Raw genomic sequence first — 25,289 nt, 5'->3', positions numbered from 1 at the left:
AACACGCATGAGCCACATGGGGATGCAGATGAAAAAGATCGAAGCCATCATCAAGCCGTTCAAACTGGATGAAGTCAAAGAAGCGCTTCAGGACATCGGGGTGCAAGGCCTGTCGGTGATCGAAGTGAAGGGTTTCGGCCGCCAAAAGGGCCATACTGAACTTTACCGTGGCGCGGAGTATGTCGTCGATTTCCTGCCCAAAGTGAAAATCGAAGTCGTCCTGCCCGCCGATCAAGTTGACGAGGCCATCGAGGCCATCGTTGACGCGGCGAAGACGGACAAGATCGGGGACGGCAAGATTTTCGTTACCCCCGTTGAACAAGCAATCCGCATCCGAACCGGCGAAACCGGTCTCGACGCGATTTAACGACCCATCAGATACGAACCAAGGAAAACTGACATGAGCGTTCAGGACGTACTTAACCAGATCAAGGACGACGACATTGCCTATGTCGATATCCGCTTCACCGATGTGCGCGGCACCCTGCAACACGTCACCGTGGACTGCGACCTCGTCGACGAAGACTTTCTTGAAGAGGGATTCATGTTCGACGGCTCGTCCATTGGCGGCTGGAAGTCCATCGAAAACTCCGACATGAAACTGATGCCGGACCTCGATTCCACCTATATCGACCCGTTTTATGCAGAGAAAACCCTGTGTGTTCACTGTTCAGTCGTTGAACCGGACACGGGTGAAGCCTATGGTCGCGACCCGCGCGGGACAGCGCAGAAGGCCGAGTCTTACCTGAAAGCCTCGGGCATTGGCGACGTGGCCTTCATGGGGCCGGAAGCCGAATTCTTCCTGTTTGACGATGTGCGTTTCTCAAACACCATCAACAAAGTCTCGTTTGAAGTGGACGCTGTCGATGCGTCGTGGAATTCCGACACTGAATATGAAATGGGTAACACCGGCCATCGTCCCGGCCTGAAAGGCGGCTATTTCCCCGTGAACCCGATTGACGACGCGCAGGATCTGCGCTCGGAAATGCTGACCACGATGAAACAGCTTGGCATGAAAACCGACAAGCATCACCACGAGGTCGCATCGTGCCAGCACGAGCTTGGGCTAATCTTCGACAGCCTGACCAAACAGGCGGACGAACTGCAAAAATACAAGTACATCATCCACAACGTCGCCCACGCCTACGGTAAATCGGCAACCTTCATGCCCAAGCCGATTGCAGGGGACAACGGGACCGGAATGCACGTTAATATGTCAATCTGGAAAGACGGGAAGCCGCTGTTTGCAGGCGACAAATACGCGGACCTCAGCCAAGAGGCGATCTGGTTCATCGGTGGCATCCTGAAACATGCCAAGACCCTGAACGCTTTCACCAACCCCACAACCAATAGTTACAAGCGCCTTATTCCGGGGTTCGAGGCCCCTGTTCTGCGCGCATATTCGGCGCAAAACCGGTCGGGCTGCGTGCGTATTCCGTGGACCGAAAGCCCGAAAGCCAAACGGGTCGAAGCCCGCTTCCCTGACCCCGCCGCCAACCCCTATCTGTGTTTTGCAGCACTTCTGATGGCTGGCCTTGACGGCATCAAGAACAAGATCGACCCCGGCCCCGCGCAGGACAAGAACCTCTATGACCTCCCGCCCGAAGAACTGGAAGGCCTCGACACCGTCTGCACATCGCTGCGCGAGGCACTGGACAGTCTGGACACCGATCACGATTTCCTTCTGGCCGGTGACGTATTCACCAAAGACCAGATCGACGGATATCTGGCCCTGAAATGGGAAGAGGTTCACGCTTACGAACAAACCCCGCATCCGATCGAGTACCAAATGTATTACAGCTGCTAAGACACCTTAAAGATAGGCCGAAAACACGAAAGGGCGCCGCAATAGGCGCCCTTTTTTAGTCAAACATGCCGCCCGTTTGCGCGACACAGAAGCACGCTTCTACTTGGTGCCACCTTGCGCACGATAGGCTTTCAATTGTTCAGCACCGCGAACAATACAGACCGCGTCCGCTTCACGTTGGGACATGGCGTCAGGCTTTGCAATCGCCTCGTCCCATTGCACACGCTCGGGAGAATAAAGTTGGCAGGTAACCTTACCCTTAGGGGTGTTCACCTCGACCGGCGTGCTCTCATAGCCACCGCGCACGCAACCCGACAACACCACCGCCATCGTCAGCATCATAACTCCGCTTCGCATCATATTTGAAACCTTTCATACCAAGTTCACTATTCAACGGCGCGCGGGTTCGCCGCGACTGCCACATATCATTTTGGCTATTGGCGACACATATCGTCGGGTGACAAGATGAAAACGCACCTGATGCCCACATCCAAGCCTTCGTTATTCAGCTGAAATATCGAAGCCACCTCTTTGTTAATAATAACTGATTCTACGGGCTGAAACAGTCAGGAATTTCGCACCACATAGGTATGGATTGAAAATACCACGGCATCCGTCTCCGGCAGACGGCGCATCCCCTGACGTTCAACACGCGTCCATGTCAGCCCATCCCGGCAGGCGCTGCGCCGCTGGTATTCCCGGCATGGTTGATGAAGCTCGGGGTCATCATAAGTCAGGCAGTTTGCACGCCACATGGGCCGCCCGACCTTGATCCCATCAAAAAGCCGTTGAACCCGCCGCGCGATATCATCGGTATAGCTTGGGATCGGTTTGTGAATGCGGATCAGGGGTCTCATGAACTTCTCGTCCAGCGACCAACTGGCGGGAAAGCACAGAATTGCGCCAGTCAACACATGCTCATCCGCTTGTTTTTGCATCAAAACAAGGTCTTCCTGCACCAACGCACCACAGGTTAGCAACGGCGCGGCACGGTCAATCCGCACGCGGCGCCCATCGGGGCAAATGACGTGGGCTGTTGCCACCTCGAACCCTTCTATCGTGGCCAATTCGTCCAGGACGGTTTCCAAAAGTTCATCCGCCGCAGGCCGCGCGGCATGGCTAAGCTTGTGAACGACCTCGGCCCGATCACGGATCAGCGCGACCCGATGCGCCATTTGTGGGCCATAGACATCATCCTGCAGCAGCCATTCACCCGGTTCCATTGGCAAAAGGCCCGGCAACCGGGTCAGGCGATCATCCGCCCATGGATGGATCGGAAGGCTTTTTTGACAGATTTCAACCATGCATGACCCCGCCTTATTCTGTTCAGCTTCCGCCCCAAACGCGATCTTGGCAAGGCGTCTTGCGACCTAGCCGGGAAACGGAAGCGAAAACCGCGCGAGCAGACCGAAATGATCCGACCCCAGACGCGGAAGCCGCTGAACGCTGCCCGCCCCACCCGAGATCATCACGTGGTCAATCGGCACCCGCATCCAGCCGCCCGCCTTGGTCAGCGTCACATGGGGCGGCCCGATCAACTGGGTCGCACTGGCATTTTCGATGCGCTCAACCGCTGCGCTCCACGGCACCATGTTGAAATCTCCGCCAATGACCATCGGCGTGCCTGTTTCATCTTGCGCAAGCCGTTCAAGGATCGGCAACAGCCGCGCGATATGGGCGGGCTGGCTTTTGGGCCAAGGCCAGTGCAGATGAACGGACACCGCCCAGACCGGTCCGCGCGGCGTTATCACCTTCATTGCCGCCAGCCCATCGGCCTTGGCACAAAAGCCCGTGCCCGGCACAATGGGCCAACGCGACGCCACGGCCACCCCGCCCACCGTTTCGAAGGGGCAAAATTGGCGGTATTGATAGACACTGTCCAATGGATCGAACACCGCCATGTTTGCCCCGCTGACTTCTTGCAACGTCAGAAAATCGGGGCGCCTGATCAGGACGTCATCGGCCAGCAGGCCGGGATCCTCGACCAGAAATCGCATGTTCTTTTGATAAAGGCTCAGGTTTGTGTCATTTGGTAAGGTGGCCCAAGGTCCGGCCCCAAAGATCGGCACCAGCGGCGCAGCCGCCATTATTACCCCGAATACCGCCCAAAGATGCGCGCGCAACACCCACAAAAGCGCCGACAACGCCAACGCAACAACGGCGATCTGCGGCCGGAACACCGCAAAACTGTCGCCCGCCGGGTGATACTTACCCAAATACCCTGCGCCCAGCGCCAAAAGCACCAACACCAAAAGGTTTCTAAGACCGCGTTTCACCATGCGCCCGTATTATCCTCGTTGCGTGCGGTGGCACTAATCAATCACCCTTGCGTGAGCAACCCTCCGCTGATCTTGTGAGCTAGCCGCGTGATGGCCAATGTGCAAGCATGCAGGATAGGAGGCATTGATGAAAACCGAGAAATTCAGCTTCACCGGCCACGCGGGCGACGAATTGGCAGCGCGGCTTGATCTGCCGGCCGGGCCGCAACTGGCCACCGCCCTTTTCGCGCATTGCTTTACCTGCAGCAAGGACACCATCGCTGCGCGTCGCATCGCGGCCCGGCTGGCCGGGCTGGGCATCGCCGTCCTACGGTTTGATTTCACCGGGCTTGGCCAGTCCGAAGGTTCTTTCGAAACCACGCATTTTTCGTCGAATGTCGAAGATATTTTGCTGGCAGCACAGGCGCTGGATGATCGGGGCATGTCACCCGGCCTGCTGATTGGGCATTCTTTGGGCGGGGCAGCGATCCTGAAGGCCGCCAGCACCCTGCCCGACACCAAGGCCGTGGTCACGATCAATGCTCCCGCCGACCCAGCCCATGTAATCGGCGCTTTTCGCGAAGACCTGCCGCGCATCCGTTCCGAAGGCTCGGCGCAGGTGTGTCTGGGCGGTCGTCCCTTCACCGTCAGCAAGGATTTCATCGAAGACTTGCGGGGCATTGACCTGCCCGGCGTGTTGAAAGACCTTAAACCCGCGCTTCTGGTCCTGCACGCCCCGCGCGACGAGGTTGTGTCGATCGACAACGCCTCGCGAATCTTCCTCGCCGCAAAACATCCTAAAAGCTTCGTGACACTGGATGACGCCAACCATCTGATTTCACGCAGCGATGATGCCGAATATGTCGCCGAGGTGATCGCGGCCTGGGTCGGCAGATACGTCGAACTGACGCCCCCCGCCCCACCGCCGGGCGCGCCCGAAGGCATCGTCCGCGCGACCGAGGCCGACCCAGACGGCTTCTTGCAAGACATCCAGTCCGGACCGAACCATCATATGTTTGCCGATGAACCGCTGGCCTATGGCGGCACGAACAAGGGCATGTCGCCTTATGGGTTTCTGGCCGCCGGGCTGGCGGCCTGCACCTCGATGACGATCCGCATGTATGCACGGCGCAAGGAATGGCCGTTAGATGATGTGCGCGTCGATGTCAGCCACGACAAGGTTCACGCACAGGACGCTGAAACCGGCGCCCGCGACAAGATCGACCGTTTCCAGCGCGAGATTCATTTAACGGGCGACCTCGACGGCGACCAGCGCGCACGACTTCTGGAGATCGCCGACCGCTGCCCGGTGCACCGCACGCTTGAAGCCACAAGCCAGATCGAAACGAAGCTGGCAGGTTGAGGCGCCACCGGGCCTTTTTTCACGCACCCCACGGGGAAAACCGCGTGGGGTCGATCAGGATCGGCTTTTGGTCTTGACCTAAGCCACAGGCACGTCAAAAACCCCCCTATGAGTACAGGCAGACTTACCATTGATCTGGATGCAGTGGCCGCGAACTGGCGGGCGCTGGATGAAAAAAGCGACCAAGGCGTGCAGACAGCCGCCGTGGTCAAAGCCGATGCCTATGGGCTTGGGGTTGGCAAGGTCGCCCGGGCGCTCGCGGCCGCAGGCGCGCGGCGGTTTTTCGTCGCCGTAGCCGAAGAAGGTGCGGCCCTGCGCGAAGCTCTTGGGCCGGGGCCGGAAATCAGCGTCTTTGCTGGCCACATGCCCGGCGACACTGACATGATCCACGATCTTGGCCTTGTGCCGATGCTGAACTCGGTCGACCAACTGACCCGCCATTTCGAGGCCCTGCCGGGCCATCCCTTCGGCATCCAGTTGGACACCGGCATGAACCGACTGGGGATGGAGCCGCCCGAATGGGCCGCCCTGCGCGATCTGGTGCTGGCCCAGAATCCGCGCCTGATCATGAGCCATCTGGCCTGCGCCGATGAGCCCACCCACCTGATGAACCGCCAGCAGCTTGATACCTTTCACGAAATGACTGAAGGCTTAGACGTGCCGCGCAGCCTTGCCGCCACCGGGGGTATCCTGATGGGGCCGGATTATCACTTCGACCTGACCCGCCCCGGCATCGGGCTTTATGGCGGTTTGCCTTTTGACAATGCCAAACCCGCCGTCACGTTGGACTTGCCGGTTGTTCAGGTCCGCGACGTCGCGGCGGGCGAAAGTGTGGGCTATTCCAACACATGGGTCGCTGAACACCCGACACGCGTGGCAACCGTCAGCGGGGGGTATGCGGACGGGATCACGCGCCATATCTCGAACAAAGCGGTGATGTTCCACCAAGACACCCCCTGCCCGATCCTGGGCCGTGTGTCGATGGACCTTATCACGGTCGATGTCGGCCATCTGAGCGAAGAACCCAAAGCGCTAACCATGCTAGGCGATCATCAGACCGTGGATGATCTGGCTGACGTGGCCGGCACAATCGGCTATGAAGTCCTGACGCAACTTGGCGCGCGCTACGCCCGCTATTACGCAAGAGGTCGCGGATGAAGCCGCTCACGTCCCCCTTGGCCGCCCTTGGCCGCGCCACGCTTGGCTTTCTGGCCATGGTCGGGCGCGTGGCGATCTTCGCAGGCCAATCGCTGAGCCATATCTTTCGCCCGCCCTTCTATCCGCGCGAATTGCTGAACGCCTTGTTGAATATCGGTTATTTCAGCCTGCCCGTTGTGGGCCTGACCGCGATCTTCACCGGCGCGGCCCTTGCACTGCAAATCTATTCCGGCGGGCAGCGTTTTTCGGCCGAAGCCGTGGTGCCGCAGATTGTTGCCATCGGCATGGTGCGTGAACTTGGCCCCGTGCTGGTTGGCCTGATGATCGCGGCCCGCGTCACCTCGTCAATCGCGGCGGAAATCGCCACCATGAAAGTGACCGAGCAGATTGACGCCCTCGTCACCCTGTCAACTCACCCGATGAAATACCTGACCGCGCCCCGCGTGTTGGCCGCAATCCTCGTTGTGCCTGCCCTTGTGGGCATCGGCGACATCATCGGCATCATGGGCGGCTATATCGTCGGCACCAAGCAGTTGGGCTTTGCGCCCGGCGCCTATATCAACAACACGTGGAACTTCCTTGAAACCGCTGACATCGTGTCGTCCCTTGTTAAGGGCGCGGTTTTCGGGTTCATTGCCGCTGTGATGGGCTGCTATCACGGCATGAATTCCGGTCGCGGCGCACAGGGTGTGGGCCGTGCCACCAAAACCTCGGTCGAGGCAGCTGCGATCTTGATCCTTGCCGCCAACTTCCTTCTCACCAGCTTCTTCTTTACCTCATGATTGAACTGACAGACGTCCATAAAAGCTTCGGCCCCAAAAAGGTGCTGGCAGGTGTGAACCTGACCATTCCGCGTGGCGAAAGCATGGTGGTGATCGGCGGCTCGGGCACCGGAAAATCCGTGCTTCTGAAATGCATCCTTGGCCTGATGACACAAGACAGCGGCACGATCACGCTGGATGGCGAAGACACACTGAGAGCCGAACGCGACGCGTTTCTGGCCCGCTTCGGGATGCTGTTCCAAGGCGGCGCGCTGTTTGACAGTCTGCCCGTCTGGCAAAACGTCGCCTTCCGCCTGCTGCGCGGATCACTAGCCCGTCCGTGGCCCGAAGCGCGCGAGATTGCGGTCGAGAAACTGCGCCGCGTCGGCCTGACCGCGGATGTGGCCGATCTGTTCCCCGCCGAGCTGTCCGGCGGCATGCAAAAACGCGTGGGCCTTGCCCGCGCCATCGCCGCCGAGCCCGAAATCATCTTCTTCGACGAACCCACAACCGGCCTTGACCCCATCATGTCCGGCGTCATCAACGACCTGATCCGCGAAATCGTGGTCGAAATGGGCGCCACCGCGATGACCATCACCCACGACATGTCATCCGTGCGCGTGATCGCAGACAAGGTGGCGATGATACACGGCGGAAAGGTGCAGTGGACGGGACCGGTCGCGGACATGGATGCCTCGGGCGATCCCTACCTGACGCAGTTTATCTCGGGCAGCGCTGAGGGGCCGATTGAGGCGGTGCGGTAACCACCCCTTCGCCCGACCGCCCCTATGGGCGGGCGCTTCACTTTCGCCCGCCATAAGCCCCAGCCCTCATCTCTTTCTCATGGACGTTGCAATAACGTAACGAGGTTCTAGTTTTCCCCATGCTCAAATACCTCAACCTCACCCTCCTCATCGCCTTCCCGATTGCGTGGTTCGCCCCCCTCATGCGGGCGGGTATCAACCTGCCGCTCTTTGGCCTGAAAGAAGTCAGCGTGATCTCAGGCCTGCAAGCCCTGTGGGACACTGACGTGATCCTTGCCCTGCTCGTCACCTTCTTTGCAGTCTTTGCTCCAATCATGAAGGTCTTGGGCCTCGCCCTGATTCAATTCGGCATGATGCGGCGTAAAATGCTGCCAGTCTTCAACATCCTCGGCAAACTGGCGATGGCCGACATCTTCCTGATCGCGCTTTATATCGTGATCGTGAAGGGCGTCGGCATGGCGAGGATTGAGACCGGATGGGGCCTGTATCTGTTCACCGCCTGCGTTCTGGCCTCCATCGCGATCAGCTTTGCAACGGCCAAGCGACAAAGGGTCTGAAACGACGCCTCGTCGCCTCTTGCACACCCCCGCACCGTCAGGCAGAAAGCCCCATGGCAAAAGCTCAAAAAACCTTCACTTGTAACGCCTGCGGCGCGTCCTCGTCCAAATGGTCAGGCCGATGCGAGGCGTGTGGAGAGTGGAACTCCATCGTTGAAGAGGTGCCGCTAAGCTCTGGCCCTGCCTCGAAATCCTTGGGTGGCAAGCGCGGGTCGACGATCAAACTAACTGACTTGTCGACCGAAGAAACCCCGCCACCGCGCACCGAATGCGGCATGGGTGAATTGGACCGCGTATTGGGGGGCGGGTTGGTGCCCGGATCGGCGATCCTTGTAGGCGGCGACCCCGGCATCGGGAAGTCCACCCTGCTTTTGCAAGCCGCCGCGAAATTCGCGCAGTCTGGCCTGCCCACGATCTATGTCTCGGGCGAGGAAGCGTCAGCGCAAGTGCGGATGCGCGCACAGCGTCTGGGTCTGACCGATGCCCCGGTTCGGCTGGCCGCCGAGACCAACCTGCGCGACATCATGACGACGCTGGACACTGAACGCCCGGCGCTGGCGATCATTGATTCCATCCAGACCATGTGGGCCGACCATGTCGACAGCGCGCCGGGGTCTGTCAGCCAGGTGCGCACCGCCGCCCATGAGCTAACCACCTTCGCCAAGAAACGCGGCATTTCGGTCGTTCTGGTTGGACACGTCACCAAGGATGGCCAGATCGCTGGCCCCCGCGTGGTCGAACATATGGTCGACACGGTGCTGTATTTCGAAGGCGAACGCGGCCACCAATTCCGCATCCTGCGCGCGGTCAAAAACCGCTTTGGCCCCGCTGACGAAATCGGCGTGTTCGAGATGACGGGTAAAGGGCTGGCTGAGGTTCTGAACCCCTCGGCCCTGTTTCTGTCCGACCGCGAAGACCCCGCCCCCGGTTCTGTCGTGTTTGCAGGCATCGAAGGCACGCGCCCGGTGTTGGTCGAGTTTCAGGCGCTGGTCGCACCCTCCTCGCTCAGCCAACCACGTCGGTCGGTTCTAGGCTGGGACAGCGGGCGTTTGGCAATGATTTTGGCGGTCCTTGAATCCCGCTGCGGCATCCCGTTTGCCGGGCTGGATGTCTATCTTAACGTCGCTGGCGGCATGAAGATTTCCGAACCCGCCGCCGACCTTGCTGTGGCGGCGGCGCTACTTTCCGCGCGCGAGGACGCTGCAATTCCGAAAGAGACTGTGGTTTTTGGCGAAATCAGTCTATCAGGGGCGTTGCGCCCTGTGGGACAGACCGAAAATCGGTTGAAAGAAGCGCAAAAACTTGGTTTCACAGCCGCAATTGCGCCCACGCGCAGCAAGATCGGCTCGGGCTCCGGGCTGAAGATACAAAAAATGGCGGACCTGACCGGGTTCGTTGGTGAGATTTTCGGGGCCGGTTAGCCCCACGAACAAAGGCGGTCACGGATGTTTTTCGGACCGAAGTGAGACGACATGGAAGGCTTCACCTTGATTGACGGGATCGTTGCGGCGGTTATCCTGATTTCGGCCATTCTGGCTTATTCGCGCGGCTTCGTGCGCGAAGGCATGTCCATCCTTGGGTGGATCGCGGCGGCCATTCTGGCCTATATCTTTGCCCCCCGCGCCCTGCCGTTGGTCAAGGAAATCCCGGTCCTGAAGGACTTCATCGCCGACAGTTGCGAATTGTCGATGATCGCCGCCTTTGCCGGTGTCTTTGCCTTGGCGCTGGTGATCGTGTCGATCTTCACGCCTTTGTTTTCGTCCGCCGTGCAGCGATCAGCACTTGGCGGAGTGGATCAGGCGCTTGGGTTTATTTTCGGTGTTGCGCGCGGCCTGCTGCTGGTTGCCATCGCGCTGGTTGTCTATGATCGCATCGTGACCACGGACACGATCCCGATGGTCGATGACAGCCGCACCGCCAAGATCTTTGCGCGCACGCAAGACAAGATCAATGAACAGATCCCGGAAGACGCTCCGGGCTGGATCGTCCAGAAATATGAGGACTTGGTCGGCACCTGCAGCTCGCCAATCCAACAAGCTCCTACAGAGTGACATGACGACGCGCCCCTCGGGGCGCGTTTTCTTTTCCGGGCACGCGGAGGCGATCAAAGATCGCGTCGTGACATACCCGGACGGGTCCAGTAAGACAGGGCCAACGCCACGGAATCGGAGCCCGCTGCCCATGTCCGACACCATGTCTTCCGCCTTCAAGGCTATGCCCCACGCGCATCCTTTCGACGACGACAAGTTGAAAGAGGAATGCGGCGTGTTCGGCGCCATAGGTCTGGCGGATGCCGCCAATTTCGTCGCCTTGGGGCTGCACGCCCTGCAACATCGTGGGCAAGAGGCTGGGGGCATCGTCTGCCACGATCCCGACTACGGCTTCAACTCGGTCCGCCGCTTTGGCTATGTGCGCGACAATTTCACCAAGACCAGCGTGATGGAAACCCTGCCCGGCCCAGTCGCCATCGGTCACGTGCGCTATTCCACCGCGGGCTCGAAGGGCGCGGCCATTCGCGACGTGCAGCCCTTCTTTGGCGAATTTGCCATGGGCGGGGCTGCGATTGCGCATAACGGCAACATCACCAACGCCTTGGCCCTGCGCCGCGAACTGGTCGAGCGTGGCTCGATCTTCCAAAGCTCGTCAGACAGCGAGTGCATCATTCACCTGATGGCCCGTTCGCTACAGCGCAACATCCCCGAACGGATGGAGGACGCGCTGCGTCGTGTCGAAGGCGCTTTTTCGGTCGTTGCCATGACCCGCACCAAGCTGATCGGCGTGCGCGACCCACATGGTGTGCGTCCGTTGGTGCTGGGCCGCTTGGGCGACGGCTGGGTTCTGGCGTCGGAAACCTGTGCGCTGGACATCATGAACGCCGAATTTATCCGCGAGATCGAACCCGGCGAAATGGTCGTGATCAGCGCGGATGGCGTCGACAGCCGCTTTCCTTTCCGCCCGAAACCCTCGAAATTCTGCATTTTCGAGCATGTTTATTTCTCGCGTCCCGATAGCATTTATGGCGGTCGGTCCGTCTATGAAACCCGCCGCCAGATTGGTGTCGAACTGGCCCGCGAAAACCCGGTGGACGCCGACATCGTCTGCCCCGTCCCCGACAGCGGCACGCCCGCGGCCATTGGTTACAGTCAAGAAAGCGGCATTCCCTATGCGATGGGGATTATCCGCAACCAATATATGGGCCGCACCTTCATTGAACCGACCGAACAGATCCGCAACATGGGCGTGCGCCTGAAGCTGAACGTGAACCGCGCCCTGATCAAGGGCAAGCGCGTGGTGCTGGTCGATGACAGCGTCGTGCGCGGCACGACCACGCGCAAGGTCAAGGACATGATGCTGGACGCCGGCGCCGCCGAGGTGCATTTCCGCATCGCCTCCCCCCCGACCGCATGGCCCTGTTTCTACGGCGTGGACACGCCCGAACGCGAAAAGCTGCTGGCGGCCACAATGAGCGAAGACGAGATGCGCGAGCATCTGAAGGTGAACAGTCTGAAATTCATCTCGCTCGACGGTCTTTACCGCGCGGTCGGCGAAGCCGCAGGGCGCAAGAAAGACTGCCCGCAATATTGCGACGCGTGTTTTTCGGGGGAATACCCGGTCACGCCATCCGACAAGGTCGAAAGCGGATTCAAACTGCAACAAGCGGCAGAATGACGCCCCCGGTCGGGCGGTCTGCTTTGGCCTTGCCCTTGGCGTTTGGGAATGAAAAGACGGCACCATGACAGAGACACAGAAAATCGCATTGGTCACAGGCGCCTCGCGCGGATTGGGTGCGGCCCTCGCACTTGAGCTATCCAGGACTCACCACGTTGTTGCCGTTGCCCGCACCACCGGCGCGCTGGAAGAATTGGACGACAAGATCAAGACCCAGGGCGGCGTGGCGACACTGGCGCCGATGGATGTCACCAACCGGGACGCGATGGCGCATCTGTGCCGCTCGATCCACGATCGTTGGGGGCCGATCGACGTCTGGGCGCACACCGCGATCTATGGCCCCGCGCTGATGCCAACGCCAGACCTTGACGACAAGGGCTGGACGCAAGCCCTGAACACCAATGTGGAAGCCACGCGCGCACTGATCATGATGGTTAACGCGCTGATGACCGACGACAGCACCGCATTGTTCTTTGCCGATGATCATGCCGGGCAGAAGTTCTTTGCAGGTTACGGCGCGACCAAGGCGGCCCAAATGGCGCTGGTGCGCAGTTGGGCTGCTGAAAACGCCAAGATCGGACCGCGCATCGTCATCGCCGAACCCAAACCGCTGGCAACCTCCATGCGGGCCCGGTTTTTCCCCGGCGAGGATCGCAGCAAACTGGCCGCCGTCGACACCGAGGCGCTGCGCATCCTGTCCGAGGCGGGGCTGGCCTGAGCCGAGTTACCCGATTGGACCCGCAACAGCGACGCACGCACCTGCCGTGCTTGCCGCGCGCGCCAAGCTGTTTTATTGAGGGTCAAGAACCGCAACACAGGCTAGGCCGAAGGGCAAAACATGCGCATTCTCATCACCAATGACGACGGTATACACGCGCCCGGTCTGGAGGTGGCAGAAGCCATCGCCCAAGACATCGCCCGCGATATAGCCGGTTCTAAAGCCGAGGTCTGGACCGTCGCCCCCGCGTTCGAACAATCCGGCGTCGGGCACTGCATTTCCTACACACATCCCTTCATGATTGCCGAACATGCCCCGCGCCGCTTTGCCGCCGAAGGCAGCCCCGCCGATTGCGTGATCGCCGCGATCTATGACGTGATGCCCGAACGGCCCGACCTTGTGATTTCGGGTGTGAACCGGGGCAACAACTCGGCCGAGAACGCTCTCTACTCCGGCACGCTTGGCGCCGCGATGGAGGCCGCGTTGCAAGGCATTCCCGCCATCGCCTTGTCGCAATATATGGGCAACGGCACCAAGGGTTTGGACAACATCTTCGAAGCTGCCGCCACATGCGGTCGCGATGTCGTGCGCAGGTTGCTGGCGGATGCGCCTTGGGAACACGGGGCGGATTACCGGCTGTTTTACAACGTGAACTTTCCCCCCGTTTCCGCCGATCTGGTCAAGGGCATCAAGGCCGCGCCGCAAGGCTGGCGTCGGGATGCGTTTTTCGGGCTGGACGCACAGAACAGCCCGTCGGGGCGGAAATTCTTGTGGATCAAGGGCGGGCCACAAGGCACCCCGTCCGCCCCCGGAATGGATGTGACGCTGAATCTTGACGGCTATATCTCGGTCACACCGATGCGGGCCGATCTGACAGCCCATGATCAACTGGACGCGTTGGGGACGCTGTTTGAATGAACCAATCCAACGCGACGGACGCCGAACGCAAGATGCAGTTCCTGTTCGCCCTTCGCTCGAAGGGGGTAACGAACCCGCGCGTCCTGACCGCGATGGAGGAAATCGACCGCGGCCTTTTTGTGCGCGGCCTGTTCGCAGAACGCGCGTACGAGGACATGCCGCTGCCCATCGCTTGCGGGCAGACAATCTCGCAACCCTCGGTGGTCGGGCTGATGACGCAGGCCGCGCAGATCAACCCGCGCGACAAGGTTTTGGAGGTCGGCACCGGATCGGGCTATCAGGCGGCGATCCTGTCGCGGCTGGCACGCCGGGTCTATACGATCGACCGCCATCAACGATTGGTGCGTGAGGCGCGCGAACTGTTTGCGTCGATGGACCTGCACAACATTACCGCAATCATTGGCGACGGGTCACGCGGCCTGCCCGATCAGGCACCTTTCGACCGCATTATCGTGACCGCCGCCGCCGAGGACCCGCCCGGTCCCCTCTTGGCGCAGCTTGCCATAGGCGGTATCATGATCGTGCCGGTGGGTCAGTCCGATGCCGTCCAGAGCCTGATAAAGGTGACACGGACGGAAGACGGGTTTGACTATGACGAACTCCTGCCGGTGCGGTTCGTCCCCCTTCTGGAAGGGCTGGGGCAGGACTGAGGCCAGAACAACACGCCGGGCGACCGGACTCGTGGGACGAACGTCCCGCAATTCAGTAAAAGGCCCGCAAAGGGTCGCAACCAGAGCCTGACAACAGGCCAATGGATCGAGGAAGAACGAGCAATGCCACACTCAAGCACGACCGACCCGCGTGCGCCCCGTCCCGTGCGGCGGCGCCATATCCGCTCTGCGTCCCTGTTGGGGCTGCTGGTGGGACTGACGGCCTGTGACGGAAATTTTGACATGGACATGCGCAGGTTTGCGCCCGGCGGGTTATCTACGACCGCAGCCGCTGAAGGTGCCACGACCGCCGCCCGCCCCAAGGCGGATGCGCGCGGGGTGATTTCCTATCCCGGCTATCAGGTCGCTGTCGCCCGGCGCGGCGACACGGTGGCGCAGGTTGCAAGCCGCATCGGCATGGCCCCGACAGAATTGGGGCGCTATAACGGCATCTCGGTCGAGGCCCGGCTGCGCGAAGGCGAGGTATTGGCCTTGCCGCGGCGCGTGGCCGAATCCGCATCGGGCGTCATTCAGCCCAACGATAACATCGACATCACCACGCTGGCGGGCGACGCGATTGATCGTTCAAGCAACTCGGCTGCCCAACCAGCTGCGCCCAGCTCGGGCGAACAACCGACGCGTCACCAGGTAAAACGCGGCGAAACAGCTTATTCGATCGCGCGCAAATATGGTGTGTCGGTTCGGGCGCTGGCCGACTGGAACGGGTTGGGCGCCAGCCTGGACGTGCGCGAAGGTCAATATCTGATGATCCCTGTCAAGGTTGCCGCGCCTGTGCAAACAGCCAGCGTCAGCACGCCCGGCCAGGGTTCTGCCACACCGACCCCGCCATCGGCGACCACGCCTTTACCCAAGGACGAAAAAGCGCCGAAAAAGGCGTCGGCACCAACCTCGCCCAAGCTTGAAGAAACCCGCACCACCGCCAGCACCGCACGTATGTCGCTGCCTGTGCCGGGCAAGGTGACAAGCCTGTTTGACGCTGAAAAAGCCGGTTATATTCTTGTGTCGGCAAAGCCCGGTACCGCCGTCAAGGCCGCCGCCAGCGGCACTGTCCGGTTGGTCTCCAAGGATGTCGAGGGCGAAGAGATCGTGGTCATCGACCACGGCGACGGCACCCAAAGCGCCTATAGCTTCGTTGAAGGTATCAAGGTCAAGAAGGGCCAGAAAGTGAAACGCGGTCAGCAGATCGCGTCGGCATCCAAGAACCAATATAACGCGATCCAGTTCCTTGTGTTCAAAGGCACCGAGCCGGTTGACCCGATGCCTTACCTGAACTGATCGGTAACGATATCAAAGCGGGGCGGCCAATCGGTCGCCCCTTTTTCGTTGCAAGATCACAAAGTGATGCGGAACAGGGCAAATCCGCTGTCGGACATCCCTGCTTCTTCGATGGTAACGCCGGGCACGGATGCGGCGTGTTTAGCAGCGGCAGGCCCGGTTTCGAACAGAACGCTGGTGTTTTCCATTGGTGCAAAGGTCCAGTTTCCGTCCGCCTTCGGATTGATCGTGCCTTTCTCGACGATATAGCGCACGATCACGTCGCGGTTGGTATCCGGCCCCTCAAAGATCGTCGTATCGCCACCAGCGCCGGGGAAACTGCCCCCGCCGCCCGCGCGGTAATTGTTAGTTGCGATGATGAATTCCTGTTCTTCGTCAATTTCTTTTCCGTCGAACTTCAAGTTGACGATCCGGTGCGCACCCGGTGCGACCACCTCGCCGTCCTTGTTGTATCGGGCCGGTTGGCTCAGGTCGATCTGATAGCTCACACCGTCCATCACATCATAATTGTAAGATGGCATCTCGGGGTTCAGAAGCACCGCATCATCAGCCCCCGGTTCAATCTGGTTGAACATGCCTGCCGAGCGTTCCAACCACTCGCGCACTGTTGCACCATTGATCCGCACCGCCCGCACCGTGTTGGGATAGAGGTACAGATCGGCCACGTTCTTGATTGCCACGTCGCCTACATCAACATCCGTGTAGTAATCCGGCCCCCCGCGTCCACCAGCCTTGAAGGGTGCCGCGGCAGACAGGATCGGCAGCCCTTCATGTACGGTCCCTTTCATCATCTGTTCGATATACCAAGTCTGCGCGTTCGACACGATCTGCACAGACGGGTCGTCAGCAACCAGCGCGAAATAGGAATGCAGCGGGGCTTCGGTCTTACCCACTGCCCGGCGCACGTATTCCAGTGTCTCGTCATGCTCTTTCTGGACCGACGCCAACACCTCGGCGTTGCTTTCCACCAGCGGTGCGACCGACCGATCCTCGCCCCGCTCATAGATCGGGCGCGCCTCGGACGTATGCGACACCACACGCCACGCGCCACCATCATGTTCCAGCATTAGATCAATCAAACCCATATGCGAGCCCCAGAAACCGCCCATCACCGCGGGAATGCCCATTAAGGTGCCCGCATCAACATCGGCGCCCGCGAAGTCGGCATAGGTCGAGGACGGGAACACAAGGTGCGAATGGCCCGTCAACACGGCGTCAATCCCCTCAACCGCCGCCAGCGGGATCGAGGCATTTTCCATTCCGTCGCTATGCTCGGCCGCACCAATGCCGGAATGAGACAGGGCGATGACCAAATCGGCGCCTTCTTCGCGCATCTGCGGGACGTATGCGCGCGCAGCTTCGACAATGTCCCGCGCCATTACGTTGCCTTCCAGATGTTGCCGATCCCAGTTCATGATCTGGGGCGGTACAAAGCCGATGAAGCCGATCCGAATGGGCTGGACAGTGCCGCCGCCGTTGGTGATTTCGCGATCGACGATCACATAGGGCGGCAGAAGGGTGTCATCCTCGCGCGGTGTGGCGCCCAGCTTCTTGGCCACATTGGCGCAGACAACGGGAAACCCTGCCCCCGACAGAGATTTCATCATGAAATCCAGGCCATAGTTGAATTCATGGTTGCCCAAGGTCGACGCATCAAAACCCAACGTGTTCATGGCAGTAATAATGGGGTGCGCGTCGCCCTCCTTCATACCCCGCTCATACGCGATGTAATCGCCCATCGGATTGCCTTGCAGGAAATCGCCGTTGTCCAGAAGCAGCGAGTTCGTCGCCTCGGCCCTGATATCGCCGATCAGGGACGCGGTGCGGGCCAGACCGACCGTATCAACCTCGCGATCCGCATAATAGTCATAGGGGAAGACGTGAACGTGCAAATCCGTTGTCTCCATTATCCGCAGATGCGCCTGGTTGGGCGATGCGCGGAGCGAGAAGGGATGAAGCGCAATAAAGCCAGCGGTACCAGCCAGAAAGCCGCGACGCGATAGGGTAAGGGACATGGGGCACCTCCGGTGCAGACGGTTGGGAAACTGGATCAACCTTCATCATGGCAGCGAAAGGGCCGGTTTGGCAAATTCAAACAGGCGAAAACGGCAGCGCCCCGCCGATCGTGATGATCATCGGGGCGCTGATTCTTTAATGTTTACATCTACTTAATTGAGGTTAGTCGTCTGCACGCCCCTTGCCCAAGTGCTTGCGCAACCGCGATGGTGTCGATTTTTTTCGGTTTTTATAGGGGTTCTGATCCCCCTGCCCGCGCATCATCAGGCGGATGGGCGTACCGGGCATGTCGAAATCCTCGCGCAGTCCGTTGATCAGATATCGGCTATAGCTGTCGGGCAGTTTTTCGGGATGGGAACACATCACCACGAAGCCCGGCGGGCGCGTTTTAACCTGCGTCATATAGCGCAGCTTGATCCGCCGACCGCCCGGCGCAGGGGGTGGATGGGCTGCAATCATTTCAGCCAGCCAGCCGTTCAACTGGGCAGTTTTCACGCGGCGGTTCCAGATGTCATGCGCCCGCATGACAGCGGCATGCAAGCGATCCAACCCTCGCCCCGTCTTGGCCGATATTGTTACCAGCGGCGCGCCGCGCAGTTGCGGAAGCAGACGGTCAAATGCCTCTTTCAGATCTTTCAACTTGGTCTGTTTTTCGGTTTCGACATCCCATTTGTTGACCGCGACAACCACGGCCCGCCCTTCACGCTCAGCCAGATCCGCGATGCGCAAATCCTGTTGTTCAAAGGGAATAGCAGCATCCAGCAGGACCACCACGACCTCGGCAAATTTTACCGCCCGCAGCCCGTCTGAAACAGAGAGTTTTTCGATCTTTTCCTGCACCTTGGCACGTTTGCGCATCCCTGCGGTGTCGAAAATGCGCGTGGGCACCCCGCCCCAGTCAAAGCGCAATGAAATTGCGTCGCGGGTGATCCCGGCCTCTGGCCCGGTCAGCAGACGTTCTTCGCCGACCAGCTTGTTGATCAGCGTCGATTTGCCCGCGTTTGGCCGGCCAATCACGGCGACCTGCAAAGGTTTGTCCTGCGTGGGAACGCGCGGGCCGTCGTCTGCGTCCTCGTCAACATCTACGTCCGTTTCCGGTGCCGTGGCAGCGGTGCGTTCCTCGAATTCCTCCGAGATCGGGCGCAGTACATCCATCAATTCGCCCATCCCCTCGCCATGTTCGGCCGACAGGCGGATCGGCTCGCCCAGTCCCAGCGAGAAGGCCTCCAAATACCCGGCCTCGCCGGCTTTGCCTTCGGACTTGTTGGCGGCCAGAATCACGTGGGCGTTCTTGCGGCGCAAAATGTCGGCGAACACCTCATCTGAAGGCAGGATACCGGCGCGGGCATCGACCAAAAACAGGCAGGCATCTGCCATTTCGACTGCGCGTTCAGTCAACCGCCGCATCCGGCCCTGAAGGCTGTCGTCGGTGGCTTCTTCCAACCCGGCGCTGTCGATCACGGTAAAGCGCAGATCGCCCAACCGCGCGTCGCCTTCACGCAGGTCACGGGTCACGCCGGGCTGGTCATCGACCAAGGCCAGACGTTTGCCGACCAACCGGTTGAACAGGGTGGATTTGCCCACATTGGGGCGTCCCACAATGGCAAGGGTGAAGGTCATATCGGTCTCCGGGTCACGTCAAGCGCCCCGCATACACGGTTTACGGGTCAGCGCAAAGCCAGAAGTTTGCCGTTGCGCGCCACCAGATAAGCGGTGCCGTTCACGACCACGGGACGGGTTGCCGCGCCGCCAGGAATGGCCACTTGGCTGACCAGCGCGCCGTTCACCGGATTAAAACCGCGCATCACACCGTCGGACGAGGCAACCCAAAGCCTGCCGCCCGCCAGAACCGGGCCAAGGTTGGCGTAAATCGCCTTGCGCTTACGCTTTTTCGCCTTGGTGTAATGCGGCAACGGAACGCCCCAGATGCGTTCGCCGGTCTTGGCATTCAACCGCACCAACTGCGCCTCGTCCGAGACCAGAAAGACCGACCCTCCGGTGACCCAGACAGGGCTGACCGCGCCTTCTTTGGCGGTCCACAGCCGTTCGCCGGACATATCCATCGCGACCGTACGCCCAACCGGGTTGCCGGTATAAACCACGCCGTCTTTGACGACAGGTTCGCCCGTGATATCCGTGACCAGCGAATAAGCGCGCCCCGCCCGTTCGCCCGCCAGCAGGCTGGACCATGTACGCGCACCGCCTTTTTTCAAAGCCGCCACCACCTCTCCCGAGGCGAAAGGAAGCAGCACCAACCGGTCCGTCACAGCCGGCGAAGAAACACCCACGATGCCTTCCTGACTGGGTGTGCCGGACAGGCGCCACTTCACGCGACCGTTAGCCGCGTCAATCGCCCACGCGCTGTTATCGCGGCTAACCACATAAACCAGCCCGCCCGATACGGACGGCGCGCCCGATCCGGGGGCATCCATCTTCTGTTGCCATTTGACCTTGCCGGTCGCGGCATCCAGCGCGCTGACCAAGCCAAAGCCCGAGGTCACAAAAACCGTGCCATTCGCATAGGCCAGACCGCCGCCCGATGCATCATCCGACCGGTCCGATGGCGGCGTAAGGTCACGTGACCACACGGTCGCGCCCGAGGTTGCTGTCGCCACCACTTGCGCGCGGCTATCCAACGTGAAAATGCGTCCGCCTGCGACCACAGGTTCTGCTGTGATGCGGTGCTTGCGGTCATTGCCCTGCCCGATCGACGCCGCGAACAACAGTTTTGGCGCGGGCGACAGGGCGGGGTGCTGTACTTGGTGGGTCAAGCTGCCACCCAGATGGGTCCAGCTTGCGTGATTGATCGTACGCGGCAAGGAAATCGGGCGCGGTCCATCCTGGCGTCCTGCCCCTTCAACCGCGGCAGCGGTTTGCGATACGGCCTCGGCCCCAAGGGTCTGCGGGTTCGGGCTGCGCAGGTCTTCGCGTTCGCCCGGCAGGATGTATTCCTGCTGCGAACAGGCGGCCAAAAGGCTTAAGGAAACCAAAATTCCGGCGCTTTGTTTCAACTTCACGTTATGCCCCCCGGGATACCCAAATAATGACGTCTGACGCGGCAATGTGACCCGCGCGACGATGGTCAGGACGTTGATCAGGATGTCTCGGCAACCCCGCCCAGCGCTACAATCAACTGAGATGCCCTGCGGCGCAAGGGGCCAGACGCCCCGTCATCCTGCAAAAGCGCCTTAAGGCGTGCGATGGCAGCGTCGGTCTGGCCTTCTTCGACCTCGACCAGCGCCAGTTGTTCTTCGGCCAACGTGCGAAACGGCGCGCCGGCCACGGCCAACGATTCAAGTCGCGCGCGCCGTTCGGTCAGATCAAGGCTCGCGCCCGGCATCGAAACCAGTTTTAACTGAGCCAGATCGCGGTAAAGCGGATCAAGGTCGGGATTGTCGGCCAAACCGCGAAGCGCCTCGGCGGCGTCTGCGCCTTCGGTCGCCGACAACATGGCGACCACGGCGGCAGCGTCGCCCTGGGCGTTAATTTCAGCCAACGCAGCGGTGCGGCTTTTAGGGTCGGTCTGCTCCTCGGCCGCCAGAATGGCATCGCCCAGCGCCTGCGCTTGGGTCCGTTCGCTGGCCTTACGCCATTCGTTGAACGCAGCGCCGCCCACCAAAAGCAAGACCAGCGCGATGGCGATCCAGCCGTATTTGCGCATCAAGGCATACAGTTTGTCGCGGCGAACCTCTTCGCTGACTTCATCAATGAAAGTGTCGGTTTCGCTCACGGTTGGGCCTCCGGGTTCAGAACTTTCCCCCTTTTGCCCCAACCCAGCGCAGATGCCAAGGGGGCGCATGGCCCTGATGTCTTACGGCGGCGGTAACGCGGCGGATTGGACTTTGCCAGTTTGGACAGAAAGGCGCATATGAACATGGTGGACCGCACGAAAAGCCCTGGCATATGCGCCCACGGAAGATGCCCCCCACCACCGCACGCTAAGGAGAGCAACGGCGCGGATCAGGCTGCTGCGATATCCGTTGCGTCATCCTCGCTGGCTTGACGTGCCCACATCGAAGCATAGCGCCCACCTTTTTCCAGCAAGCTTTCGTGACTGCCACGCTCGACCACTTCGCCAGCTTCCAGTACCACGATCTCGTCGGCGTCGACGATGGTGGACAGGCGGTGCGCAATGGTAATCACGGTGCGACCCTGCCCCATCTCGCGCAGACTTTCCTGAATGTCGCGCTCGGTCTGGGTGTCCAGCGCCGATGTCGCCTCGTCCAGCAGTAGGATCGGCGGGTTCTTCAAAAGCGTGCGCGCAATGCCGACGCGCTGTTTCTCGCCGCCGGACAGCTTCAGGCCGCGTTCGCCCACCTGCGTGTCATATCCGTCGGGCAGGCTTTGGATGAAATCGTGGATTCTGGCGGCCTTGGCTGCGGCTTCGACCTCGGCGCGGGTGGCGTCGGGACGGCCATAGGCGATATTGTAATAAACGCTGTCGTTGAACAGAACCGTGTCCTGCGGCACCACACCGACGACACCGTGCAGGCTGTCCTGGGTCACGTCACGCACATCCTGCCCGTCAATCGACAGGCTGCCGCCATTCACGTCATAGAACCGAAACAGCAGCCGCCCGATGGTCGATTTTCCCGACCCCGACGGGCCGACGATCGCAACGCTCTTGCCCGCCGGTACGTCAATGGACACGCCCTTCAGGATGGGTCTTTTGGGGTTATAGCCAAAACGCAGATCGTCCAGCTTCAAAGCCCCGCCGTTGACCTTGATCTCGGGTGCGCCGGGCTTGTCTTTCACCTCTGCCGGCTGTTCCAACAGGTCAAACATCTCTCCCATATCGACAAGAGACTGACGAATTTCGCGATAGACGGTGCCAAGAAAGTTCAGCGGCATGGTGATCTGGATCATATAGGCATTGACCATGACAAAATCGCCCACAGTCAGATCGCCCCGCTGCACCCCGACCGCCGCCAGCACCATGACCCCGATCAGACCCAGCGTGATCAGCAGCACCTGCCCGAAATTCAGAAGCGCCAGCGAGTACGAGGTTTTGAGCGCCGCGCGTTCGTAACCCGCCATCGCCATGTCATAGCGCGAGGCTTCGCGCGCCTCGGCCCCGAAATATTTGACGGTTTCAAAGTTCAGCAGGCTGTCGATGGCTTTTTGGTTGGCGTCCGTGTCCTGATCGTTCATTTCCTTGCGGATGCGGACGCGCCATTCCGTCACCTTGAAGGTAAACCAGACATAGACCGCAATGGTCAGGGCCACGACCGCCAGATACCAAACGTCGAAGGCGAAAAACAGGATGGCGGCGACCATCGCAAGTTCAAGCACGAGCGGGCCGACCGAGAACAGCATGAAGCGCAGCAGAAACTCCACGCCCTTCACGCCACGTTCGATGATCCGCGACAAGCCACCCGTCTTGCGCGTGATGTGATAACGCATCGACAGGCGGTGAATATGAGTGAAGGTCTCAAGCGCCAGTTGGCGCAGGGCGCGCTGACCGACGCGGGCAAACACCGCATCGCGCAGTTGCTGGAACCCGTTGGTCATGATCCGCGCCATGCCATATGCGACGGTCAGTCCGATGGCGCCAAGGCCCAGCGTCCACGCTTCGCTGGTTGCCTCTCCCCCCAGCGTATCGACCGCCCCTTTATAGATCACCGGCACCAGAACGGATATGACCTTGGACGCGACCAGAAGCGCCATCGCAATCACCACCCTGCGCTTCACCCAAGGATGTTCCTGCGGCCAAAGATAGGGGGCGACGCGTTTGATCGTGCGCCAACCGTTTTCTGGCCCGTCCGACGACGTAATGCGAGAGGGTGCCATGCGAAACCTTCTACTGACTGGAAAGCCCCGCCGTCTAATCGACGCGGGGGCTTGTGTTATTTCAATATTTCACCGATAATTGAAATATGGAACAGAGTCGAGTCCTCAAATCCCTGTCCGCAATGGCCCATGATACCCGGCTGGAAATCGTGCGTCTGCTTGTGGCTCGCGGCGATGATGGCCTGGCTGCAGGCGCCATTTCCGAGGCGCTTGGCGTGTCCGCCTCGGGCCTGTCGTTCCACCTGTCACAACTGGAACAGGCGGGACTTCTCAAGTCGCGCAAGGCGTCCCGGCATGTGATTTATACGGCCAACCGCGCCGCCCTGGGCGGTGTCATTGCTTATTTGCTGAACGATTGCTGCGCCCGCCATCCCGACATTTGCGCCTGCACCGATGACATCAACGCCAAGGACCGCGCGGGCGTTTATTCTTCCCCCGGTATCGCAAAAACCTGACCAGGATAGATCAGGTCAGGGTCGCGGATCTGGTCGCGGTTCGCCGCAAAGACCCGGACATAAAGCGGCCCCTCGCCCAAATGCTCGCGGGCGATGGCCCACAGGGTCGATCCGGGTTGGACCGTCACCGCCTCGGCCCGCGCCTTGGGGGCGGCCGACCCGGCACTAGCGACCGCCGCCAGTTGGGCGGGTTCTTCACGCTTGAACGGCGTCTCTACGCGTGACGTGACCGTTCCATCCGGCGCCAGTTCGTCCACACGCAACGTATAGACGCCACCATCAACCTTGGGCAAAGGGACGCGCCATTGCCCGCCCACAGTCACTTCGCCCGCGCTGATTGGTTTGTTGTCCAGATAAACCCGCAGATCGGCCCCGCTCTGCGCGCGGCCCGACAAGGCGACATCGCCCGCGTCATCATAAGTGATCGCGTCAATCACGATATTGTCCACCTTGGGGCTGCCACTGCCGTCTTGCATAACCGACACGCCACCTTCGTCGGCCAGCACCACCTGAGGCGCTGCACCGGTCGGTGCGGCCTCGTCGTCGGGCGACGATGTGGGGGCTTCGACCTCGGACGATGCGGCATCTGTCGCCATAGGCGGCGTAGTTACCGGCGCGATCAGAACGGTTTGCGGTGTCGCGCCCGTGACCTGCCCGCCATCATCCAACGTCTGGAAACCAAGCGCACCGGGGGTTTCCACAGGCAAATCCAGAAGCGCAACGAAATTGCCATCCGCCCCAACCGTCACATCTTCCAGCGTGTCACCGTTCAGGGTCAGTTGAATCGTGCTGCCGGGCCTTGCGTGACCCGCCACAACTGCGCTGCCATCCGGCTCCACGCGGACCACGTCGAAACCCGACGATGCCGCTGGGAATTGCTGTTTATCAGTATTGTGCGAGGCATCGGGCGCGGCAGCTTGTTCCTCCGGCTCGGTGGTAATGTCGAGCTTGGTCGTATCTTGCGCCGGAGACTGCGCCTCTTGCGCGCTTGTCGGTTTTTCCTGCGTCCAGAAAAACCAAGCTACCACGCCGAGCGCCACAAGCCCGACACCTGCGGCGACCAAAAGCCCTGTCGCCTTTCTGGCGCCGCTCGTCTTCTCTGTCATATG

The 25,289-nt window shown here is 60.5% G+C and carries 24 protein-coding genes; 15 read left to right on the top strand and 9 right to left on the bottom strand.

Features of this window, described 5'->3' with window-relative positions; translation table 11 throughout:
• Positions 1–28: 28 nt before the first annotated feature.
• Together MN186_RS02810 and glnA are read left to right on the top strand one after the other, a co-directional pair.
• Positions 29–367, top strand: a complete 339-nt coding sequence (locus MN186_RS02810) for a P-II family nitrogen regulator (protein ID WP_242111368.1) — start codon at positions 29–31, stop codon at positions 365–367.
• Between the two features lie 33 nt (positions 368–400).
• Positions 401–1,807, top strand: coding sequence for a type I glutamate--ammonia ligase (gene glnA, locus MN186_RS02805; RefSeq protein WP_242111367.1), 1,407 nt, complete (start codon positions 401–403; stop codon positions 1,805–1,807).
• A gap of 99 nt (positions 1,808–1,906) precedes the next feature.
• On the opposite strand, the gene MN186_RS02800 is transcribed toward glnA, so the two are convergent.
• The 3 genes from MN186_RS02800 to MN186_RS02790 form a co-directional block, all read right to left on the bottom strand.
• Positions 1,907–2,167, bottom strand: coding sequence for a hypothetical protein (locus MN186_RS02800; RefSeq protein WP_242111366.1), 261 nt, complete (start codon positions 2,165–2,167; stop codon positions 1,907–1,909).
• Positions 2,168–2,373: 206 nt separating this feature from the next.
• Positions 2,374–3,111: a heme-dependent oxidative N-demethylase family protein gene (locus tag MN186_RS02795; protein WP_242111365.1), complete on the bottom strand. Its 738-nt coding sequence runs from the start codon at positions 3,109–3,111 to the stop codon at positions 2,374–2,376.
• A 66-nt stretch (positions 3,112–3,177) separates the two neighbouring features.
• Complete coding sequence (locus tag MN186_RS02790) at positions 3,178–4,086, bottom strand: endonuclease/exonuclease/phosphatase family protein (RefSeq protein ID WP_242111364.1); 909 nt, start codon at positions 4,084–4,086, stop codon at positions 3,178–3,180.
• 127 nt (positions 4,087–4,213) lie between these two features.
• Between MN186_RS02790 and MN186_RS02785 the strand changes: the two genes are divergently transcribed.
• The 12 genes from MN186_RS02785 to MN186_RS02730 all read left to right on the top strand — a co-directional run bounded on the left by MN186_RS02785 (position 4,214) and on the right by MN186_RS02730 (position 15,919).
• Positions 4,214–5,428, top strand: a complete 1,215-nt coding sequence (locus MN186_RS02785; protein ID WP_242111363.1) for a bifunctional alpha/beta hydrolase/OsmC family protein — start codon at positions 4,214–4,216, stop codon at positions 5,426–5,428.
• Positions 5,429–5,536: 108 nt separating this feature from the next.
• Positions 5,537–6,586, top strand: coding sequence for an alanine racemase (alr, locus tag MN186_RS02780; RefSeq protein WP_242111362.1), 1,050 nt, complete (start codon positions 5,537–5,539; stop codon positions 6,584–6,586).
• Positions 6,583–7,368 carry an MlaE family ABC transporter permease gene (locus tag MN186_RS02775; protein ID WP_242111360.1) on the top strand — a complete coding sequence of 262 codons (786 nt, stop codon included), beginning with the start codon at positions 6,583–6,585 and terminating at the stop codon, positions 7,366–7,368. Before alr ends, MN186_RS02775 begins: the two co-directional genes overlap by 4 nt.
• Positions 7,365–8,111 carry an ABC transporter ATP-binding protein gene (locus MN186_RS02770; protein ID WP_242111359.1) on the top strand — a complete coding sequence of 249 codons (747 nt, stop codon included), beginning with the start codon at positions 7,365–7,367 and terminating at the stop codon, positions 8,109–8,111. Before MN186_RS02775 ends, MN186_RS02770 begins: the two co-directional genes overlap by 4 nt.
• Positions 8,112–8,230: 119 nt before the next feature.
• A complete protein-coding gene (locus MN186_RS02765; RefSeq protein ID WP_242111357.1) occupies positions 8,231–8,668 on the top strand; it encodes a paraquat-inducible protein A in 438 nt (145 codons plus the stop codon).
• Positions 8,669–8,721: 53 nt separating this feature from the next.
• A complete protein-coding gene (radA, locus tag MN186_RS02760) occupies positions 8,722–10,089 on the top strand; it encodes a DNA repair protein RadA (RefSeq protein WP_242111356.1) in 1,368 nt (455 codons plus the stop codon).
• A gap of 51 nt (positions 10,090–10,140) precedes the next feature.
• Complete coding sequence (locus MN186_RS02755; protein WP_242111354.1) at positions 10,141–10,719, top strand: CvpA family protein; 579 nt, start codon at positions 10,141–10,143, stop codon at positions 10,717–10,719.
• A gap of 163 nt (positions 10,720–10,882) precedes the next feature.
• Entirely contained in the window at positions 10,883–12,337 is a 1,455-nt protein-coding gene (gene purF, locus MN186_RS02750; RefSeq protein WP_242112681.1) for an amidophosphoribosyltransferase, read from the top strand.
• Between the two features lie 64 nt (positions 12,338–12,401).
• Positions 12,402–13,055 carry an SDR family NAD(P)-dependent oxidoreductase gene (locus MN186_RS02745; RefSeq protein WP_242111352.1) on the top strand — a complete coding sequence of 218 codons (654 nt, stop codon included), beginning with the start codon at positions 12,402–12,404 and terminating at the stop codon, positions 13,053–13,055.
• A gap of 120 nt (positions 13,056–13,175) precedes the next feature.
• Entirely contained in the window at positions 13,176–13,973 is a 798-nt protein-coding gene (surE, locus tag MN186_RS02740; RefSeq protein ID WP_242111351.1) for a 5'/3'-nucleotidase SurE, read from the top strand.
• Positions 13,970–14,623, top strand: a complete 654-nt coding sequence (locus MN186_RS02735; protein ID WP_242111350.1) for a protein-L-isoaspartate(D-aspartate) O-methyltransferase — start codon at positions 13,970–13,972, stop codon at positions 14,621–14,623. The genes surE and MN186_RS02735 overlap by 4 nt, the downstream gene beginning before the upstream one ends.
• Positions 14,624–14,746: 123 nt before the next feature.
• Positions 14,747–15,919, top strand: a complete 1,173-nt coding sequence (locus MN186_RS02730; protein WP_242111349.1) for a M23 family metallopeptidase — start codon at positions 14,747–14,749, stop codon at positions 15,917–15,919.
• A 56-nt stretch (positions 15,920–15,975) separates the two neighbouring features.
• On the opposite strand, the gene MN186_RS02725 is transcribed toward MN186_RS02730, so the two are convergent.
• From MN186_RS02725 to MN186_RS02705, 5 genes are all read right to left on the bottom strand, one after another.
• Entirely contained in the window at positions 15,976–17,934 is a 1,959-nt protein-coding gene (locus MN186_RS02725) for a bifunctional 2',3'-cyclic-nucleotide 2'-phosphodiesterase/3'-nucleotidase (protein WP_242111348.1), read from the bottom strand.
• Positions 17,935–18,097: 163 nt separating this feature from the next.
• Entirely contained in the window at positions 18,098–19,555 is a 1,458-nt protein-coding gene (der, locus tag MN186_RS02720) for a ribosome biogenesis GTPase Der (RefSeq protein WP_242111347.1), read from the bottom strand.
• Between the two features lie 47 nt (positions 19,556–19,602).
• The gene (locus MN186_RS02715; protein WP_476726580.1) at positions 19,603–20,952 is read right to left on the bottom strand and encodes a PQQ-like beta-propeller repeat protein; all 1,350 of its coding nucleotides are present in this window, start codon (positions 20,950–20,952) and stop codon (positions 19,603–19,605) included.
• 77 nt (positions 20,953–21,029) lie between these two features.
• Positions 21,030–21,665, bottom strand: coding sequence for a hypothetical protein (locus MN186_RS02710; protein ID WP_242111346.1), 636 nt, complete (start codon positions 21,663–21,665; stop codon positions 21,030–21,032).
• Positions 21,666–21,895: 230 nt separating this feature from the next.
• Positions 21,896–23,725: an ABCB family ABC transporter ATP-binding protein/permease gene (locus tag MN186_RS02705; protein WP_242111345.1), complete on the bottom strand. Its 1,830-nt coding sequence runs from the start codon at positions 23,723–23,725 to the stop codon at positions 21,896–21,898.
• Between the two features lie 86 nt (positions 23,726–23,811).
• On the opposite strand from MN186_RS02705, the gene MN186_RS02700 reads away from it, so the two are divergent.
• A complete protein-coding gene (locus MN186_RS02700; RefSeq protein ID WP_242111343.1) occupies positions 23,812–24,180 on the top strand; it encodes an ArsR/SmtB family transcription factor in 369 nt (122 codons plus the stop codon).
• Here the strand turns inward: MN186_RS02700 and MN186_RS02695 are convergent.
• Complete coding sequence (locus MN186_RS02695; protein ID WP_242111342.1) at positions 24,150–25,286, bottom strand: LysM peptidoglycan-binding domain-containing protein; 1,137 nt, start codon at positions 25,284–25,286, stop codon at positions 24,150–24,152. The two genes, MN186_RS02700 and MN186_RS02695, sit on opposite strands and share 31 nt — an antisense overlap.
• Between the last annotated feature and the right edge of the window lie 3 nt (positions 25,287–25,289).

This window comes from Aliiroseovarius sediminis (genome assembly GCF_022678485.1).
Lineage (GTDB): Bacteria > Pseudomonadota > Alphaproteobacteria > Rhodobacterales > Rhodobacteraceae > Aliiroseovarius > Aliiroseovarius sediminis.
This window is presented reverse-complemented; position numbering and strand designations above follow the sequence as displayed.

Coding starts and splice junctions, on each gene's coding strand:
- MN186_RS02810 (WP_242111368.1), top strand. CDS start 29: ATGAAAAAGATCGAAGCCATCATCAAGCCGTTCAAACTGGATGAAGTC.
- glnA (WP_242111367.1), top strand. CDS start 401: ATGAGCGTTCAGGACGTACTTAACCAGATCAAGGACGACGACATTGCC.
- MN186_RS02800 (WP_242111366.1), bottom strand. CDS start 2,167: ATGATGCGAAGCGGAGTTATGATGCTGACGATGGCGGTGGTGTTGTCG.
- MN186_RS02795 (WP_242111365.1), bottom strand. CDS start 3,111: ATGGTTGAAATCTGTCAAAAAAGCCTTCCGATCCATCCATGGGCGGAT.
- MN186_RS02790 (WP_242111364.1), bottom strand. CDS start 4,086: ATGGTGAAACGCGGTCTTAGAAACCTTTTGGTGTTGGTGCTTTTGGCG.
- MN186_RS02785 (WP_242111363.1), top strand. CDS start 4,214: ATGAAAACCGAGAAATTCAGCTTCACCGGCCACGCGGGCGACGAATTG.
- alr (WP_242111362.1), top strand. CDS start 5,537: ATGAGTACAGGCAGACTTACCATTGATCTGGATGCAGTGGCCGCGAAC.
- MN186_RS02775 (WP_242111360.1), top strand. CDS start 6,583: ATGAAGCCGCTCACGTCCCCCTTGGCCGCCCTTGGCCGCGCCACGCTT.
- MN186_RS02770 (WP_242111359.1), top strand. CDS start 7,365: ATGATTGAACTGACAGACGTCCATAAAAGCTTCGGCCCCAAAAAGGTG.
- MN186_RS02765 (WP_242111357.1), top strand. CDS start 8,231: ATGCTCAAATACCTCAACCTCACCCTCCTCATCGCCTTCCCGATTGCG.
- radA (WP_242111356.1), top strand. CDS start 8,722: ATGGCAAAAGCTCAAAAAACCTTCACTTGTAACGCCTGCGGCGCGTCC.
- MN186_RS02755 (WP_242111354.1), top strand. CDS start 10,141: ATGGAAGGCTTCACCTTGATTGACGGGATCGTTGCGGCGGTTATCCTG.
- purF (WP_242112681.1), top strand. CDS start 10,883: ATGCCCCACGCGCATCCTTTCGACGACGACAAGTTGAAAGAGGAATGC.
- MN186_RS02745 (WP_242111352.1), top strand. CDS start 12,402: ATGACAGAGACACAGAAAATCGCATTGGTCACAGGCGCCTCGCGCGGA.
- surE (WP_242111351.1), top strand. CDS start 13,176: ATGCGCATTCTCATCACCAATGACGACGGTATACACGCGCCCGGTCTG.
- MN186_RS02735 (WP_242111350.1), top strand. CDS start 13,970: ATGAACCAATCCAACGCGACGGACGCCGAACGCAAGATGCAGTTCCTG.
- MN186_RS02730 (WP_242111349.1), top strand. CDS start 14,747: ATGCCACACTCAAGCACGACCGACCCGCGTGCGCCCCGTCCCGTGCGG.
- MN186_RS02725 (WP_242111348.1), bottom strand. CDS start 17,934: ATGTCCCTTACCCTATCGCGTCGCGGCTTTCTGGCTGGTACCGCTGGC.
- der (WP_242111347.1), bottom strand. CDS start 19,555: ATGACCTTCACCCTTGCCATTGTGGGACGCCCCAATGTGGGCAAATCC.
- MN186_RS02705 (WP_242111345.1), bottom strand. CDS start 23,725: ATGGCACCCTCTCGCATTACGTCGTCGGACGGGCCAGAAAACGGTTGG.
- MN186_RS02700 (WP_242111343.1), top strand. CDS start 23,812: ATGGAACAGAGTCGAGTCCTCAAATCCCTGTCCGCAATGGCCCATGAT.
- MN186_RS02695 (WP_242111342.1), bottom strand. CDS start 25,286: ATGACAGAGAAGACGAGCGGCGCCAGAAAGGCGACAGGGCTTTTGGTC.